Genomic DNA, 15,593 nt, shown 5'->3' on the forward strand with positions numbered 1-15,593 from the left:
GAGTCAGAGTCGACCCGAACGAACCACAGACACTGACAGTATCTCCGGGAGAGGAAGAGTCAATCACGAACGTTGTACGTAACTCCGGGACGTGTCCGGTAAAAGTGAATGTACAGAACGGAACGACAGAGACCTACGACTGGAATGTCAATGAATTGGCGCTGTTCGTCATCGTCCAAGACAATGGGCTATCGTTCGAAATGGAAGATAAGTCTAGGTATCATACGTCAACTGAGATAGCGAATTGATGCAAGAAACGCCGGTTCTCTAGTTGAGATGGAAACGAGCCTTTCACGTCGAAAGATATTACAGGCAAGTGGAGTTATCGCTGCGCCCGTCGCTGCTGGTTGTGTTTTCTACGAACAGAGAGGGCCGACGGACGTGACCGTATACAACGAACGGGAGGGGGAGGTTGCGGCGACAGTGCGATTCGTCGACTGTTCGATCACTGACGAACTGACCAAGACAGCGTCGGTTGCCGCCGGCAGCAAGCACACGTTCAACCATGTCGTCAAAGAACAATCCGGGACCTGCACGATCGCGGTCGAAACGGGGGGAGGGTTGACGGACAGGTTTGACTGGCAAGTGGGGGAGAGTACCCTCGACGTTCGAATCTACGAGAACGAAATCGAGCTCTCACCGAAATGATGTCTCCTCGCGTTCAAAGCACGCCCCGATAAACGTCCTCCAGCGTGTCGACAGCGTTCTCGATGCTGATCGCCTCCCGGCTGTCGAGACATGCCTCGCCGAGTTCCCCGCGTTCCGAAAGCACGCGCTCGATTGCCTCCCGGAAGGCCCCGATGTCTCCTTGGGGATACGTGTAGCCGGTGACGCCGTCCTCGATAGTGACTGAGAGTGCGCCGCTGTCGACGCCGGCGACGGGCGTCCCGCAGGCGTTGGCCTCCAGGGCGACCAGTCCCTGGGTTTCGACGGGACTCGGGAATGCGAAAGCGTCCAGAATGGAGTAAAACGCGGGCAACTCCTCGCGCGGCAGGAAACCGAGGAATCGCACGTCCACGTCGGCCGCGGCGGCCCGGGATTCGAGGTCCTCGCGAGCGGGACCGTCGCCGCCGAAGACGACCGTGACGTCCATGCCGTCGGTGGCGGCGACGATGTCCGGCAGACACTTCTCGTAGCCGTGGCGGCCGGTGTACCCGACGATCGGCCGGTCCTCGGGCAGGTCGTATCGATCACGGAAGTCGGCCGTCTCGACGGGCTTGAACCGCTCGATGTCGACGCCGTTCGAGACTACCTCGACGGGCGTTGACACGCCAACCGATTCACGGACGTGCTCGCGTGTCCGCTCGCTCGGTGTGACTACGATGTCAGCGCGATCGAAGAACCATCGTTCGTAACTTTGGGCCGTCTTGCGGATCGTCCGCTCGACGCGATCACCAAGCGAGACGTACGACGCGTATTCACTGGTCGGCGTGTGATAGGAGGCGACCAGCGGGAGATCCTGTGAACGTGCAACTCGCTTTGCACTCATTCCCAGCCCGAAAGGCGTGTGAGCGTGGACGAGGTCCATCTCGCCAACTTCGTCCGGGACCTGCGGGACGCCGATCCGGAATCCCTCGTAGAACGGAAACGGCAGGCTCCGGACCGGATACTCCCGATCGTCGGGGTCGTAGTCGTCGGCGGCGGGGTAGATAATCGGCATATCACCGCCACGACGGTGCCAGGCGTCGCGCCAGGACTGGACCGTGTAGGTGACGCCGTTGACCGTCGGGAGATAGGTGTCGGTGAACGCGGCGACGGACGGCACACTCATGCTGATCGTGGATTCGGCGACGAGTGATTAATGCGTTGTGTCTTACTCCGGGGGCGGATCGACATCCCTAACCCCCACACACCGTTATTGCATGTTAATGAGTAATGACGCAGCCATCGCCACAGAGCGGATTCAGCGGCTGCACGAAGCAGCTCGCGAGGCTGCCCGTTCCGGAAAGGACCAACGGGCTCGAAGCCACGTTCGCCGGGCGAAACGTATCGCCCAGCGCCATCGGTTGTCACTACCCGACCGGTTCGATCGATTCACGTGTGCGGACTGTGGGGCGTACTTGCTTCCCGGTCGATCGGCCCGCGTCCGCACGCAGAACGGCCACGTCGTGATCACCTGTGACTGTGGTAGCCACGCTCGCTATCCCTACGACGACCAGTAGCCGATCGTTCGTCAACGACATTTTCTGCGCCGCTGTGGTGGCTCAACCCCGGTCCAGTGCCGAAGCTTCAAACAGTCTGGGGACGAACAACGGGGTATGAGTGACGTGACACCCGAAAACGCGATGCATGACCTGGACGTGACGGTCTGGGTCGGCAAAAAGGGGCTCGACGCGGTCGTCGACGAACTCGGTGATCAGTTGCACGAACGCGGCCTGGTCAAGGTCAAGTTCTTACGTGCCGCTCGATCCGAGGGCGAACCGGCGACGCTCGCCGCGGAGCTTGCCGATCGGACGAACGCAACGGTCGTGGACACACGCGGCCACACAACTGTTCTCAAACGATGAGCTCGATCACGTTCGTGCCACTGGTGGGCGTCATCAGTGATCTGCTTGCCGAACAGAACGTCCCGTATGCGGGGGCGATCGGCTCGACGATCACGTTCGTCCTCGTGCTCGGGCTGGTGTCGCTTCTCGGTCGTGCCACAGTCCAGCCCATCGTCCGACGTGGCCTGCGATCACGTGGCGTGGACAAACACGCATCGATACCGATTCTGAAGCTCACGCGGGGCCTGATCGTCTTCGTTGCCGTCGCCGTCGCCTTCCAGATGGCCGGGTTCGGCAACTTCCTCACGTCGCTGGCGACCATCGCCGCCGCCGCGACGCTCGCCATCGGCTTCGCGATGCAGGACGTCATCGCGAACTTCGTCGCCGGCGTGTTCATCTTCACCGACAAACCGTTCCGGATCGGCGACTGGATCGAATGGGACGACCACTCCGGGGTCGTCGAGGACATCAGTCTCCGGGTGACCCGGATCCGCACGTTCGACAACGAACTGCTCACCGTTCCCAACTCCCACTTGACCGACGGCGTCATCAAAAACCCCGTGGCCAAAGACGAGCTTCGGATGAAGTTCACCTTCGGTATCGGCTACGACGACGACATCGACGCGGCAACGGAGATCATCATCGAGGAGGCCGAGGCACACGACGACATCCTTGAGGATCCCGCCCCGTCGGTCCGGCTCGTCGAACTCGGGGACTCCTCTGTGGGTCTGCAATCGCGGATCTGGATCTCGAATCCAAGCCGGTCGGACTTCGTGAAGACCCGCGCTGAATACGTCAAGACTGTCAAGGAACGCTTCGACGAGGCAGACATCAACATCCCGTACCCCAACCGCACGATCGGTGGTGAACTCGAACTCGCGGGCTCCGGTCCTCTCGCTACCGAGGAGTAAACGGCGTCCGCAAACGATCTGTGACAACGCGAGAATTATTTTCGGCGTTCGTCGAGGCGCGGTGCCAGCCCCGCCGCGATGGAACGCATCCCCTCGTCAGCAGGATGGAGGATGTCCCAGGTGAGTTCCGAAGCGTCGAGAAGCTCCGTGCCGTCGACAAGGGAGACATTTTCGTGTGGTGATTCTTTGACGACAGTTCGCAAGGCACTCCGGAACGCTTCGGCGCGCTCCGGATCGCCCGATTCAGTGACGTCAGCGAAGTACGGGAACAGCGTCACGCAAACGACCGGTTTCTCGGGATGGGCTTGTGCGATGGTATTGACGAAGTACTCGGCGCGCTCGCGGAACTCGGCCCTCGTGAACTCGGCGTTCGCCATGTTGACCGACAGCGCCAGCGTCGCGACGTCCCAATCCTCGCGATCGGCGATGTACTCGGCCATCGCGGGGTCCGCGTACGCCGACCCGGAACAGCCGAGGTTCACCACGTCGTAGTCGTTGGCCCGCGCGATCTGTGTGACGAAGCTCAAGTGTGCCGCGGAAGCTTTCGCCCCCTCGGTGATCGAGGTGCCGTACGCGAGATACCGCTGGTCCGGGAGTTCCGCGGCCGTCGGCGGACGACAGTTCCCGGAGACGTCGTGGAGTGCAACGGGGACGAACCGCTCGAAGGCGATCCGACAGACGCGCGGATCGAATCGGCCCTCATCGATGCTGTCATCGAGTTCAGCCAATCGCTCGGGCACACCGAGCGTGAACGTCTTCGGCGTCGAGTCGATCGCCTTGGCCTCCCACGGCTGAAACGATCCCCAGAAGATCCGAAGTTCCGCTCGCTCGGGAGCCGAGAGCGTAATCTCGATCTCCTCAGCGTCATCTTCGGGGACGAACCGGATCTCGCTGTGCGTGGGATGGCGAACTCTGTGACGTGCTTCCTCGTTCAGGTCTCTTCTGACGGATTCGGGGACACGGGAGAGTCGGTCTCCGTCAGGTGTCCATTCCGCGTCCTCTAACTCAGCGACGTTGTGCAGCGAAACAGACGGGTACTTCTCCGTAGACATTGGGACACAGTGTGATCGATGGCGGCAAACATATTCCTGACCATTTCGATCAAGCGGCGGCGTTCGAACCGAACGCCATTCCGCAGGCCCGAGGCTCAGAATGTGATGAATCGGTATGAATGGAGTGGACGCCCGGGATGGCCCGGCGTTCGAGCGTGGGGAATCCCGCGTGCCTCCTCCACCCCGCGACCCTGCGAGCGGCAGGTGTCCAGGGGTCCGCTGCTCGCTTCCGCGCCTGGCGGATTGCCCCCGGTTAACGACACCGGCACGCCCCTGCAGGCGATTCAGTGCCGACCGCTACCCCCGCAGGACGAGGCTTCGACGTTGGCTAACGGGGCCCGCGCCCGTCTGCACGGACGCCCCCGGGTTTCGGCCCCCGCTGAAGACCATAGCGCGGGGTGAGAGCGGGGCCTAACCGCCCGGCCTAGTCCAGTTCACTCTTCCTCACTAACCCATAAGGGCCTTTCGGCTCGGCGGCGTGCTGACGGCGGTCGAATCACAGCACGTCCAGTTCGTAGGCGTACCACGTCGCGACAACTGGGATCGATGCTGCTGTCCCCGTGAGTGCGTATCGGTGGAGCCACGTGATCGAGATGACGTCCGATCGGGCAGTCAGGAGCCAGCCGACAGTCATGATGGCGATCAACAGTCCAAGTGCGAGTCCCACACCAGCGGCCAGCGCTGGATCAGTGCGGTCTTCTCGCCCGGCCGCGAGAACTATCACAGTAACGAGTGCCAACAAACCCCCGAAAAGCGGATCGATCGTGCCCGACGTATAGTATGTGCTGACCGATCCAGTGGCGAATGGATACGCCAGTGCTGCCAGAAACGACAGACACGCGAGGATTCCGATAGCTGGAACGAGGCGTCTTCGGTCCATAGCTGGAGGTCAGACCGCCGCCGTCTTAATGGCGACGCTCGTCGCGTCGCACCGAAAGGCGCACAAATCCCGAGTCACAATCGCGGGGTATGGGATTTGGCGACACCGCGAAAAAACTCCAGAAAGTCACCAGCGCAGCAGAGGACCTCTACGAGAAGATGAACCAACTCCGCGGACAGGTCCAGTCGCTCCGGGAGGAGGTCGCGACCACGAGCGAACAGGTCGATGAGATCGAAACCGACCTCGCCGAACAGCGGGCCCTGATCGAGGCGATCGCCGAGAGCCAGGGGCTCGACGTCGAGACTGTAATTTCCGACGCTCACATCGAGAAGGCCGATGCCGACGACGTGGCGACCGAGGAGGCAACCGACGGGGAAGCGGCCGTCGATACGGACGACGGGAATTGAAGAATCGGTTGAAAGAGTGTACCCGACGTGTCGTGGTGAGAGATTAACCGTCGGCCGGCAGACCCGAGCGCTCACCCGAGCAGTCGTTGGTGTTCAACCTTCATACACCGGTCTTGAACGAATTGGCGGCCTGCATCCTCTGCGTTTCGGGCGCTCTCGTCGTGGGTGATCCCCTTCTGCAGCCAGATTGTGGGCTCGTCCTCGCGCTCGAGTGCCGCCTCGACGATGTCCGGTACCTCCTCACTCGGGCGGAACACGTCGACGACGTCGACCCTGTCGGGGACAGCCGAGAGGGAGTCGTACGCATCACGGTCGAAGATGGTCTCGGCGAACGGATTGATCGGGATGACGTCGTAGCCTGCTTCGAGCAGGTACTCCGGAATGTCGTGGGCGGCCTTGCCAGGTGTCGATGAGCAACCCACAACTGCGATTGTCTCGCTCGTCTCGAGGATCTCGGCGATGGTTTCGTCGTCAGTGACAGGCATAGCGAGAGCTACGAGTATGGTATGGAAAAACGTGGCGCAAACAGCGCATCGAGTCGGAATCGCCGGGACGGATAGAGACATTTTTTAGAGTGGGTGCGTTTTGGGGTAATGCGAAGGGTCGGCCACGGCGACGTGGGCGCTTAGCTCAGCCTGGACAGAGTACTTGGCTTCGGACCAAGCTGTCGGGGGTTCAAATCCCTCAGCGCCCGTAACAAGGCTTCTCGGTAGAGATTGACCGGACAGCGAAAGGGTCCTTATAAATCACATCAACCACCTGAGGCTTGATTTCAACCCGTGACGGGACGCACCCTCTTTCGTCGTGCGTTCACTAAGAGCCGACGTGAGCCAGATGGTTAACTTTTCTCACCGTCACAATATCGGGCGTGGATGTCGCCGGGGCCGGATCATATATTTGGCTCATGTTCCCCATCAGGTCCCATGCAGCGCCGTCTCCAGTAACTCCAACAGTTGACGAGTGTTTGGGGTCGTGGCGTTCGTTCGTCTCCCAGCCAAGCGGGTCTGTCGGGGAGTAGTCGGCGAAATCGTAGTCGTCTACTCGACCATTCCCACTTTCCGCGCCTGAGCCAGAACCAGATCCGCATGCTCTCTGACCCACTCCTCCCCCTTCCGCTCCACCGTCTCCTCCAGTATTTGCTGACCTTCTGGGGTCAACTGTTGCCTGAGATCACGGAGATCTGTCATACGTTGGGGTCCTCGTCCATATTTTGGACTCCGGCGTCATAACCGTGATCGTCTGTCTGGGGGTCCAGACGATACAGTCGAAGATACTCTCCGCGATCTCCATCCCCGAACCCACTTGGCCCTCCGTCTGATGATTCAGCGTGAGGGGACCGAGATCCCACCGACCGGTTTTATCTCAATCGGTGACGGCATCCTGTTCGATCCCAACTCGCCAGTGGCCCGCCTCGTGACTCGTCTGTCTGAACCCTCAGCGACGACTCCTATCTCTGATGATCTGGCACGATCCTCTTTCGTTGCTGGTCTACTCCTCTCTCATCTGCTCGACGCACCAGTAGTACATCTCTTCGCGTAATCCCGGAGATGTTGGACCGAACAGCATTCCGAGTCGATAGCCGAGGTTATGCCACGAGAGACTACTGTGGGCACGCTCACCGTAGTCCTCCTTGTCCGTATCTACGCCCTTTCGCCAGCCTTGGTTGAATACGTCGAGTTTTTCGTCATCGGGATCGGGGTCATCCCGGTCGTCTTCTGCATGTGTTAGCGCTTGGTTGATGTGATACGTCAGGGAATCGTTCATGTGGATAACGAACAAATCCTACCCTCATGGGTCTTTGGTCCCCTCGGGCTTTGGCGATCAGGTCCGACACTCTTTCTGGGAACCTCCGGAATCAGCGGCCTCGAAGTTTGGGGTTTCGGTTCTGTCGGCACTACCTCACGGCTCGTTCTCCCACAGGCCGATTCTCTACCCGTCTCGTCGGTCGTAGACGGCTCTGCTCACACTCGAAGCGTTCGTAGGTGGTATGGGCCCCGATCAACTCGATCCGCGGCTAACGGGACTGGAGAGGCCCGCTGTACCTTTAGCGCCGATCTCGGGGGCAGGGGTCCTGTCGCCGAGGTGTCGACCCCGTGATGGCAACCTCGTTGTCTAGGCCGAGTCTCTCCGCTTAGTCGCCCGCCAGCCCCTCGCGGACAGCGCTGGCTCTACGCTCTCGCACCTTCGATCATGATCAAGGAGTTTGACTCATTGGCCACTTGCGTCCCACTCAGGAAGGCCGTGACGGCGTCGACGACACTCAGTGTCGATTACGATCGTTGACACTCACTCTTCTCGCTCAAAGTCGGAGAGACGCATTTCTTTATTACCGTCTTGACTCCGGCCCTCTTGATTATCAAAATTTAGCTCCCTGGAGCCGGTTGTTTCATCGACAGGAACTACCTGTTCTCCGCCGACATATATCTCGCCATCTCGTTCCTCTACATCGCCCTGTTTGAGTCGGTAGATTAGTTTATTATTGCTCATCTTATCGCCTGACTCTGTTACGTAATATCGACCTTTTTCATTCCCCCAACTGAGCAACGTAACCTCACTCTCTGAATCGGGCATTTCGATAACCAGGATATCCGCCTCTATCTGATACGGTGGGCTCGCATCCTCCTGTGAACGCAGATCGTTGATGACGTTCCTGACATGGACCCTGAACCGCTCAACAGCTTTCTCAATATTCTCCTCCTCTACCTCGTGGACATATCTCCAGCGTTTAACGGCCGGGACGGAGGGATCGGTCACGGTGACTTACTTTATATCTAAGATACTTGTTTGTTTCTACTGACCCCTCAGAGAACGCTGTTCTATCACTTTCGGTCCCACCGGTCAGCGTTTTCAGTGATGGGGCTTGTGCCGGAGACGAAGGTTCGTATCTTGGAAGCGTTAGCCGAGGAGCCAACACATGGGTACCAACTTGCCGAGGATCTCGATCTCTCCCACGGCTACATATACACGCACCTAAAGGAACTCCGCGATGAGAACATGATCGAAGTCGTTGAGGAAGGCATGGATAAGAAGATCTATGAGTTGACCGAAAACGGAATCTATCTTCTCGCGGCACTCACTGACCGGGATCCAGACTCCGTCTGAACCGTCAGCGACACCCCCGAAGATATTCAGAACTACTCATACTCTCTCCCTCAATCCCTCCGGTGCTGCCAGCGTCGACAGTTCGGGTTTCGGTTAGTCGCACGATCCTGAGCCTTCCATTAGCCCCCTGCGGACGCCTCTGTGGCCCCTTACACGATCATTCGACGAGGTCTATGTGGGATTGGTCGTCTTACTTGATCGTGGGTGTCTCAGAGGGTCACAGCGGGCCTCGGTTGGTCCTTCAGAGATCTTCGCGACTGAACACGAGTCTGGCGCTGTGCTCCTCCAGCCACTCGGCGTGCTCCTCGTAGCGGGGATCGTGCTCGGCCACGAGTGACCAAAACATGTCGGTGTGATTCGGCTCGCGTAGGTGGGCGAGTTCGTGGACCACGACGTAGTCGATCACCTCTGGCGGGGCCATTAGCAGCCGCCAGTTCAGGCTGATCGTTCCGTTCGTCGAACAACTCCCCCACCGGGTCCGCTGGTTTCTGATTTCGAGACCGTCGTACTCCAGCCCCATCTCAGCGGCGAAGTGATCGAGACGGTCAGAGAGGTGCTCGCGGGCCTGACGTCGGTAGAAGTTCCGGAGGGCGCGCTTGATCGACGACTGTTCGACCGCGCTTCGTCGAAGGTGGATCGTCCCTTCCCCAACGACGGATTTCTTTCTGGGCTCAACGACCAGTTCGCGCTCCTCGCCCAGGTACGGGAACGTCTCACCGGGCTCAAATGTCCGATCCGGGACATCGTCCCGATAGCTGTCGAACTTTGCCTTCTTGTCGAGCACCCACATCGCGTTCTCCGTCAGGATCGCCTCCGGATCCTCGTGGGCGTCTGAGGGTACAATGACGGTGATCCCGTCGATCCCCGCGTCGATCCGGGCCTGTGTGGCGTCATCGCTCTTCGTGACCTCGTAGACCACTTCTTCGCCGGCCAGCGTCGTCGTTCGCTTACTCGTCGTCTGCGACATAGTTTTGAATCAGGTAGGTATGGACGGCGTCGATGAACTCGTCGGTGACCAGTTCGCCTCGGTCGTGTTCTTTCACCAGTACATCCAACAGTACAAGTTCGATCTCCTTGACCGTCTGGTCGTTCGTCTCCCATCCTTCGTAACTCGTGTCGACGCGGTCGTCGAACTCGGCTACGATGTCGCGGGCAAGTGCTTCGACGGTGTCCTCAGAGAGATCGAGATCTCGCTCCTCAGTGATGTCTGTGAAGATAGCGAACTCGGCATCGGACATCCCGCGTTCGTTAGCCTCCTCCTCGATGGCAAGCACCTCTGCTTCGACCTCCCGGAGCGCCTCGACGGCCTCGGGATCGGCTCTGTCGCCAGCCTGCCACTCCTCGACGATGTCGGTCACGCGCTCGCTCAGTCGTTCGTAGCGGGGGTTCTGTCCCATTCGAGATTGCGTGCTCTCCTGGATGGCGTGAGCGATCGTCGACGCCTTTGCGGCGTCACTCCTGAGGTGGTCCAGGTCCTCCAAGTACTCCGCGCCGAGTTCGTAGACGGGATAATCCCGCTTGATCTCGCCGATGTCGACGTGCTCCTCGACGATTTCACGCGTCTTCTCGCGCATCTCGTCTTCAGGTCGTTCCGAGCGGTTGGCCGTCCGCTGGAAAGCCGTGTGGATCCGCCCGAGCCACCCGTAATCCTCATCGATCCCTTCTTCGACAAGTCGGCGATCTGGCGAGACCGATTCATAGAGGTCCTGGAGTCGTCGGAACCCTTGCTTGAACTCTCGCTTCTCAGGATGGGTACTCACTCGGTCAAGGCACTCGTCGACGACCTCCTGGCTGTCCTCCCTGGGGATTCCCTCGAAGATATCGAGAACTGCGTCGAGTTGGTTCTGGAGTTTCTCGAACAGTTGCTCGCTGTCTTGGGCCGCGTACTGTTTCGTCTCGTCGTCGTAGTCGAGGGCGTCGTCGATATTCTCGAAGACACCCTGGAAGTCGACGATTTCGCCATTCTCCTTGCCATCAGCGGGCCGGTTCGTGCGGGCGATCGCCTGCATGAGAGTGTGATCATGGAGTTCCCGGTCCAAGTACATCGTCTTCAGTACAGGGGCGTCAAAGCCCGTCAGTAGCATATTGTGGACCACGAGGAGTTTGGGATCGTCTTCGTTTTTGAAGTCCCGGACGATCTGATCACGCTCGCCGGGATCGGTATGGAACTGCTGGAGTAACTCCGGATCGTCTTGCGTCGTGGTAAAGAGAACGTCAACGGCGTCCTCGCCTCGCCGGTCGACCAAGCGTTCCCCGTACATGGCCGCCGACTCCCGACTCGGGGTGACGACCATGCCTTTCCAGCCGTTCTTCTCGACGCCATCGAAGTGATCGTCGATCTCGGCGACCACACGTTCGACGCGGGGCTCGATCTCGGCGAGCATCCGACTGGTGACGTGATCGCGGATGATCGCCAACTTCTCCTCTTTGGGGAGGGTGGCGAACGCCTCGTCGAACTCCTCGTCGAGGCCGGCCTCGTCGACGTCCCAGTCCATCTCGTGGCGGAGTCGGAAGAAAACCGGGAGGATCAGCTCGTCGTCGATGCCGTCCTTGATCGAGTAGCGGTGGAGGTACTCCTCGCCCTCGGGAGAAAACTCGTCGAACGTGTTGCGGTCCTTCTCGCGGTCGCCTTCGCGGACGGGCGTCCCGGTAAAGCCGAAGTGGTACGCATCGGGAAGGGCGGCTTCGAGTCTGCTCCCGAGATCGGCCTCCAAGAACCGGTGGGCTTCGTCGGACATCACGACGGCCTCGTCGGTCGACTGGACGCCGGGATCGACGTCTTGGAACTTCTGGATGGTCGTCACGACGAGTTCGCTCCGGCCCGCCGCGATGGTGTCTTCGAGTCCCTCGATACTCTCGGCCTCGGTCCAGCGCTCGAAGGAGAGGTTGGCGAGCTGGTCGCGCATCTGGCTGTTCAGTTTGTCCGTGTCGACGACGACAAACAGTTGCGGGGCGTCGAGAATGTCGCGTTCGAGGAGGTTCTTCGCCGTGAACAGCATCGTGAACGACTTCCCCGAGCCCTGGGTGTGCCAGATCAGTCCCTTGCGGTGATCGCCGCGCTCGACACGGTCGAGGATCCGCTTCACCGCGTAGTACTGCATATGGCGGGGGATGATCTTCGCGTCTTGGTCCGGTTGCTCCTCGAAAAAGACGAAGTACTTCAGGATGTCCAGTAGCGTCTGAGGGTTCAGCAAAGCCTGGACGGCCTGCTTGACGTCGTTGTCAGACTGGTAGGCCTCGGGTGCGGTCGTCCACCCTTGGTAGAACTCGCGGGGGGCTCGGACGGCTCCGTACTGGAAGACACTCTGGTCGGCGGCGACGTTGAACAGCGTCGGGATGAATGCCCGTGGGACCTTCTCCTCGTAGGCCTGGAGGTCGGTGATCGCGTCGTAGAAGTCGTTGTCCTGGGTGACGGATTTCAGTTCCATCTGGACGATGGGGATCCCGTTGATGAGCAGGGTCACGTCGGGGCGAATCGAGCCGCGTCGGGAGACGGCGAACTCGTCGACAGCGTGGAGCCGGTTGTTCTCGGGGTGCTCGAAGTCGATCAAGTCGGCGTAGATCGTCTTCGTGCCGTTGTGTTGCTGGTCGACGGTGTGTTTCTTGCCCGTGGTCAGGATCTCGTGGAACGCCTCGTTGCCGTCGAGCAGGTTGTCGTGATCGAGGTCGCGCCGGAGCGAGTTGAGAAAGCGGTCGACGTTGGCCTCGGTCAGTTCGTCGTTGATCTCGACGACGGCCTCGGCGAGCAGGTCCCAGTAGATGACCTCCGAGCGTTGGCGGCCGTATCGCTCGTCGAGAACCGTCGCGCCGTGGCCTTCGTCTGGGTCATACGTCTCCCACCCGAGGCCGTCGAGCCACTGGAGGACCGATGTCTGAAGGCCGCCCTCAGATGGTTGTTCGTTAGCCATGCTGGAGTGCGTCGTCTACGATCTCGATGTCTGTGTCGTGGGTGCGGACCTTGCCCGAGAGGAGGTCTTGCATGAGGCCCTGTTTGAGGCGCTGGAGTTGCCTTTTGGACTCTCTCTGACTTTCGAGAGATTCTGATATTGATGACACCTTTTCGACGATCCGCTTCTGTTCATCGAGCGATGGCACTCCGACTCGAAGCTTACGGAGGGCCCCGAGGTTGAAGTGCTTCTGTGCCAGACCAGCCTGAAACCGGTCGATCTGCTTTCTCCCTGCAAAGGAATTAATCCACATAGCGGCGTAGTGGGGGTCCAATTTCGGTCCCGGCGTGGAAATGAGTAAATCTGCACAGTTTGCCCCATCAAATTCACCGTCGACGACGCAAGAAAGGCCGGGGTCCCCCGACCTCACCGTTATTACGTCACCTTCCTGCAATCGGCTGTTTTCATTTTCGGCGTTCGACTCTTCCGACATATACTCGAAATCCCCATCAACGATGCCATCTCTGGAGATATCTTTCGAGCGAAGAATCGGGACTGTTCCGTCGTCGTCGTAATACTGGGAAGGCTTAACGACGATACCGACGGAGGAATCTGAAATCAGTTTGCTGTACTGTTTGACATCCCAGTCACAGGGAATGTCGCCGACCCAACTGCTTCGATATGCGACATCGTCGTCGGGCCTGAGCGTCCCATCTTCACGAACGCCCCTCGAAAGGACATCTTGTTCAGTACCACGACGGACCCGTTCAGTTTGCTCGATTATCTCTTCGCTCTTCTGAATCGCCTGATCGACGGTATAGAGCACGCTGGCGATTTTGCGCTGTTCTTCGGCCGGAGGCATGAGTGCTTTCAGGCCGTACGCATCATTTCGGTTTAATCCAGGTATGGCAGATGCAGCGTTTAACCGTTCCAGTTGGATGTTCTGAAGGAGGTAATACAGGAAACGCAGGTTTTGGCTCGTCTCCTCGCTTGTGATATAGTATGTCGTATCGATAGGCCAAAACGGTCTATCGCTGAAATCAATCTCACCAATTGAACCCTTTCGCCCCAATATGATGCCTGGTTTCTCTACAGCGGCCTCAGAATGCGTGTCTACCTGGCCATTAGAGCCAAAAACAGGTACGGTTCCACTTTCTCGACTATCTGATGGAAGATTATCACCGTACTCTAAGGTTAGAATCTCACCCAGCCTAACAAGATTCCATGACTCAATCGGGGAAGATTCGAATTGCTGTAAATCCCCAACACTAACGTCTCCAGAATGATTTCCTCCTGCTTCCTGCTCATCTACGAACTCGTCCAGCGTCGCCTCCTCACTCATAGTTCAGCGCCTCCATGTGCTGGTCCATCCGCGCCTCGATCTCGTCGCGCTCGGCCTGCAACTCCCGGAGCGTCGCCAGTTCCTCAGCCACGTCGATCTCTTCCTCGGGTTCGGTCGTATCGACGTACAGCGCGATGTTGAGGTTGTAGTCGTTCTCCCGGATCTCCTCGATCGACACCGTCCGACTGACGCGCTCCTCGGTCGTCCAGTCCCGGAAGTTCTCGACGACGTGGGCCACGCCCTCGTCGGTGAGTTCGTTCTGGTTCGAGAGTTCCCGATAGAAGGCCTCGTCGGCGGCGTGGATGAACTGCACCTCGCCCTCGCGCTCGGCGGGCTTGTCGGTGTTCAACAAGAGGATGGCCGAGGGAATCGAGTTGTTCTGGAACAGGTTCTCGGGCAGGCCGACGATGGCCTCGACCAGATCGTTTTCCAGCATCGGCTCCCGGTAGCGGGACTCGTGCTTGCGGAACAGCACGCCGTGGGGGATGACGATGGCCGCCTGGCCGGTCTCGTTCAACTGTTCCGCCATGTGCATGATGAACGCGTAGTCGCCCCGGTCGGCGCGGGGGAGCTTCTCGTGCCAGTCAAAGCGCCCGTAGGTGTCGTCCTGGAGTTCGTCCTTCTGCCAGTCCGCCGAGAACGGGAAGTTCGCGAGCACGTAGTCGAACTTGGTCAGTTCGCCGTTCTCGGTGAACTGCGGTCGCAGGAGAGAGTCCTCGCGCTCGATCCGCCCGCTGAGGCCGTGGATCGAGAGGTTCATCTTTGCGATGGCGGCGATATCGGGATTGATCTCCTGGCCCGTGAACGTGAGCTTCGAGGGATCGCCGCCCTGCTCGTCACGGTAGTGGGTGGCCGCCTCGACGAGCATCCCGCCTGATCCCACAGTCGGGTCGTGGAACGTATCGCCATCCTCGAAGGGGGCGAGCAGCCTGACCATCAACTCGACGATGTGGGGCGGGGTGAAGAACTGACCGCCGGACTTGCCCTCCTCCTCGGCGAAGTGGCGCACGAGGTCCATGTACGCCTCACCGAGCATATCCGGCGGGACGCTGTCGTTATCGAGATCGATGGTGCTTAGGTGCTCGATCAGACGAGTGAGTCGATCGTCGGTAAGGGCGTCCTCGGCGACGTAGTCAGCCCGGAACACGCCCTCGACCTCGCCGTCGTTGGCCTCACGAAGGGCGTCGAAAGCGTCGTTGATCGCTTCGTCGACGTTCTCGTTGACCGCTCGTAGGTCGTCCCACAGGTAGCCGTCTGGGACATACGGTACGTCGTAGATGTTAGGCCGGTTGGCGTGTTCATCCCCGTACTCTTCGACGTATTTCTCGCGCTGTACCTCGAAGTTGTCCGAGATCGTCTTGTAGTACACCAGCGGAAGGATGAAATCCTTATACTCTGTCGAGTCAACAGCGTCACGGATGATGTCTGCGCACTTGAAGAGATGAGAGTCCAGTTCGTCGAGAGTCAGCGACATGGGATGAACCTATCAGGGGATCATCTTAGTCGTTGGTGATTGGCGGTCCACT

At 59.4% G+C, this 15,593-nt stretch carries 17 protein-coding genes, 1 tRNA gene and 1 other RNA gene; 7 read left to right on the forward strand and 12 right to left on the reverse strand.

Annotated features, from left to right (window positions below; translation table 11 throughout):
- The first annotated feature begins 381 nt into the window (after positions 1-381).
- Complete coding sequence (locus HUTA_RS00420; RefSeq protein WP_049941120.1) at positions 382-648, forward strand: hypothetical protein; 267 nt, start codon at positions 382-384, stop codon at positions 646-648.
- A 13-nt stretch (positions 649-661) separates the two neighbouring features.
- On the opposite strand, the gene HUTA_RS00425 is transcribed toward HUTA_RS00420, so the two are convergent.
- The gene (locus tag HUTA_RS00425) at positions 662-1,771 is read right to left on the reverse strand and encodes a glycosyltransferase (protein ID WP_012795154.1); all 1,110 of its coding nucleotides are present in this window, start codon (positions 1,769-1,771) and stop codon (positions 662-664) included.
- Positions 1,772-1,862: 91 nt separating this feature from the next.
- On the opposite strand from HUTA_RS00425, the gene HUTA_RS00430 reads away from it, so the two are divergent.
- From HUTA_RS00430 to HUTA_RS00440, 3 genes are all read left to right on the forward strand, one after another.
- Positions 1,863-2,162 carry a ribonuclease P protein component 4 gene (locus HUTA_RS00430; protein ID WP_012795155.1) on the forward strand — a complete coding sequence of 100 codons (300 nt, stop codon included), beginning with the start codon at positions 1,863-1,865 and terminating at the stop codon, positions 2,160-2,162.
- 96 nt (positions 2,163-2,258) lie between these two features.
- Positions 2,259-2,507, forward strand: coding sequence for a YhbY family RNA-binding protein (locus tag HUTA_RS00435; protein WP_012795156.1), 249 nt, complete (start codon positions 2,259-2,261; stop codon positions 2,505-2,507).
- Positions 2,504-3,397, forward strand: coding sequence for a mechanosensitive ion channel family protein (locus tag HUTA_RS00440; protein WP_012795157.1), 894 nt, complete (start codon positions 2,504-2,506; stop codon positions 3,395-3,397). Before HUTA_RS00435 ends, HUTA_RS00440 begins: the two co-directional genes overlap by 4 nt.
- Before the next feature lie 35 nt (positions 3,398-3,432).
- Here the strand turns inward: HUTA_RS00440 and HUTA_RS00445 are convergent, their stop codons facing one another.
- The 3 genes from HUTA_RS00445 to HUTA_RS00450 form a co-directional block, all read right to left on the reverse strand.
- Positions 3,433-4,449, reverse strand: coding sequence for an SGNH/GDSL hydrolase family protein (locus HUTA_RS00445; protein ID WP_012795158.1), 1,017 nt, complete (start codon positions 4,447-4,449; stop codon positions 3,433-3,435).
- Between the two features lie 122 nt (positions 4,450-4,571).
- Positions 4,572-4,884: signal recognition particle sRNA (gene ffs / locus HUTA_RS14855), an RNA gene on the reverse strand.
- Positions 4,885-4,945: 61 nt separating this feature from the next.
- Positions 4,946-5,329, reverse strand: coding sequence for a DUF7548 family protein (locus tag HUTA_RS00450; RefSeq protein ID WP_012795159.1), 384 nt, complete (start codon positions 5,327-5,329; stop codon positions 4,946-4,948).
- Between the two features lie 89 nt (positions 5,330-5,418).
- On the opposite strand from HUTA_RS00450, the gene HUTA_RS00455 reads away from it, so the two are divergent.
- Entirely contained in the window at positions 5,419-5,736 is a 318-nt protein-coding gene (locus HUTA_RS00455) for a DUF5798 family protein (RefSeq protein ID WP_012795160.1), read from the forward strand.
- A gap of 71 nt (positions 5,737-5,807) precedes the next feature.
- Here HUTA_RS00455 and HUTA_RS00460 read toward each other — a convergent pair whose 3' ends face one another.
- The gene (locus HUTA_RS00460; RefSeq protein WP_012795161.1) at positions 5,808-6,221 is read right to left on the reverse strand and encodes a CoA-binding protein; all 414 of its coding nucleotides are present in this window, start codon (positions 6,219-6,221) and stop codon (positions 5,808-5,810) included.
- Positions 6,222-6,355: 134 nt separating this feature from the next.
- Here HUTA_RS00460 and HUTA_RS00465 point away from each other — a divergent pair.
- Positions 6,356-6,430, forward strand: a tRNA-Arg gene (locus HUTA_RS00465).
- A 343-nt stretch (positions 6,431-6,773) separates the two neighbouring features.
- On the opposite strand, the gene HUTA_RS15445 is transcribed toward HUTA_RS00465, so the two are convergent.
- From HUTA_RS15445 to HUTA_RS00475, 3 genes are all read right to left on the reverse strand, one after another.
- Positions 6,774-6,923 carry a hypothetical protein gene (locus tag HUTA_RS15445; RefSeq protein ID WP_012795162.1) on the reverse strand — a complete coding sequence of 50 codons (150 nt, stop codon included), beginning with the start codon at positions 6,921-6,923 and terminating at the stop codon, positions 6,774-6,776.
- A 301-nt stretch (positions 6,924-7,224) separates the two neighbouring features.
- Complete coding sequence (locus HUTA_RS00470; RefSeq protein ID WP_012795163.1) at positions 7,225-7,500, reverse strand: hypothetical protein; 276 nt, start codon at positions 7,498-7,500, stop codon at positions 7,225-7,227.
- A 522-nt stretch (positions 7,501-8,022) separates the two neighbouring features.
- On the reverse strand, positions 8,023-8,490 hold the full coding sequence (locus HUTA_RS00475; protein ID WP_012795164.1) for a hypothetical protein: 468 nt from the start codon (positions 8,488-8,490) through the stop codon (positions 8,023-8,025).
- Between the two features lie 99 nt (positions 8,491-8,589).
- On the opposite strand from HUTA_RS00475, the gene HUTA_RS00480 reads away from it, so the two are divergent.
- On the forward strand, positions 8,590-8,838 hold the full coding sequence (locus HUTA_RS00480; RefSeq protein ID WP_012795165.1) for a PadR family transcriptional regulator: 249 nt from the start codon (positions 8,590-8,592) through the stop codon (positions 8,836-8,838).
- 241 nt (positions 8,839-9,079) lie between these two features.
- Here HUTA_RS00480 and HUTA_RS00485 read toward each other — a convergent pair whose 3' ends face one another.
- Genes HUTA_RS00485 through HUTA_RS00500 form a run of 4 tightly spaced genes read right to left on the reverse strand, consistent with a single transcriptional unit; the run spans position 9,080 to position 15,541 of the window.
- Positions 9,080-9,805, reverse strand: coding sequence for a M48 family metallopeptidase (locus tag HUTA_RS00485; RefSeq protein ID WP_012795166.1), 726 nt, complete (start codon positions 9,803-9,805; stop codon positions 9,080-9,082).
- The gene (locus HUTA_RS00490; protein WP_012795167.1) at positions 9,786-12,746 is read right to left on the reverse strand and encodes a type I restriction endonuclease subunit R; all 2,961 of its coding nucleotides are present in this window, start codon (positions 12,744-12,746) and stop codon (positions 9,786-9,788) included. Before HUTA_RS00490 ends, HUTA_RS00485 begins: the two co-directional genes overlap by 20 nt.
- Positions 12,739-14,067, reverse strand: coding sequence for a restriction endonuclease subunit S (locus HUTA_RS00495; RefSeq protein WP_012795168.1), 1,329 nt, complete (start codon positions 14,065-14,067; stop codon positions 12,739-12,741). Before HUTA_RS00495 ends, HUTA_RS00490 begins: the two co-directional genes overlap by 8 nt.
- Positions 14,060-15,541, reverse strand: a complete 1,482-nt coding sequence (locus tag HUTA_RS00500; RefSeq protein WP_012795169.1) for a type I restriction-modification system subunit M — start codon at positions 15,539-15,541, stop codon at positions 14,060-14,062. The genes HUTA_RS00495 and HUTA_RS00500 overlap by 8 nt, the downstream gene beginning before the upstream one ends.
- Positions 15,542-15,593 lie beyond the last annotated feature (52 nt).

The organism is Halorhabdus utahensis DSM 12940, from assembly GCF_000023945.1.
Classification (GTDB): domain Archaea; phylum Halobacteriota; class Halobacteria; order Halobacteriales; family Haloarculaceae; genus Halorhabdus; species Halorhabdus utahensis.

What these genes read in the sequence shown, in the direction of transcription:
- HUTA_RS00425 (WP_012795154.1), bottom strand. Translation starts at nt 1,771, where the DNA reads ATGAGTGTGCCGTCCGTCGCCGCGTTCACCGACACCTATCTCCCGACG.
- HUTA_RS00430 (WP_012795155.1), top strand. Translation starts at nt 1,863, where the DNA reads ATGTTAATGAGTAATGACGCAGCCATCGCCACAGAGCGGATTCAGCGG.
- HUTA_RS00435 (WP_012795156.1), top strand. Translation starts at nt 2,259, where the DNA reads ATGAGTGACGTGACACCCGAAAACGCGATGCATGACCTGGACGTGACG.
- HUTA_RS00440 (WP_012795157.1), top strand. Translation starts at nt 2,504, where the DNA reads ATGAGCTCGATCACGTTCGTGCCACTGGTGGGCGTCATCAGTGATCTG.
- HUTA_RS00445 (WP_012795158.1), bottom strand. Translation starts at nt 4,449, where the DNA reads ATGTCTACGGAGAAGTACCCGTCTGTTTCGCTGCACAACGTCGCTGAG.
- HUTA_RS00450 (WP_012795159.1), bottom strand. Translation starts at nt 5,329, where the DNA reads ATGGACCGAAGACGCCTCGTTCCAGCTATCGGAATCCTCGCGTGTCTG.
- HUTA_RS00455 (WP_012795160.1), top strand. Translation starts at nt 5,419, where the DNA reads ATGGGATTTGGCGACACCGCGAAAAAACTCCAGAAAGTCACCAGCGCA.
- HUTA_RS00460 (WP_012795161.1), bottom strand. Translation starts at nt 6,221, where the DNA reads ATGCCTGTCACTGACGACGAAACCATCGCCGAGATCCTCGAGACGAGC.
- HUTA_RS15445 (WP_012795162.1), bottom strand. Translation starts at nt 6,923, where the DNA reads ATGACAGATCTCCGTGATCTCAGGCAACAGTTGACCCCAGAAGGTCAG.
- HUTA_RS00470 (WP_012795163.1), bottom strand. Translation starts at nt 7,500, where the DNA reads ATGAACGATTCCCTGACGTATCACATCAACCAAGCGCTAACACATGCA.
- HUTA_RS00480 (WP_012795165.1), top strand. Translation starts at nt 8,590, where the DNA reads ATGGGGCTTGTGCCGGAGACGAAGGTTCGTATCTTGGAAGCGTTAGCC.
- HUTA_RS00485 (WP_012795166.1), bottom strand. Translation starts at nt 9,805, where the DNA reads ATGTCGCAGACGACGAGTAAGCGAACGACGACGCTGGCCGGCGAAGAA.
- HUTA_RS00490 (WP_012795167.1), bottom strand. Translation starts at nt 12,746, where the DNA reads ATGGCTAACGAACAACCATCTGAGGGCGGCCTTCAGACATCGGTCCTC.
- HUTA_RS00495 (WP_012795168.1), bottom strand. Translation starts at nt 14,067, where the DNA reads ATGAGTGAGGAGGCGACGCTGGACGAGTTCGTAGATGAGCAGGAAGCA.
- HUTA_RS00500 (WP_012795169.1), bottom strand. Translation starts at nt 15,541, where the DNA reads ATGTCGCTGACTCTCGACGAACTGGACTCTCATCTCTTCAAGTGCGCA.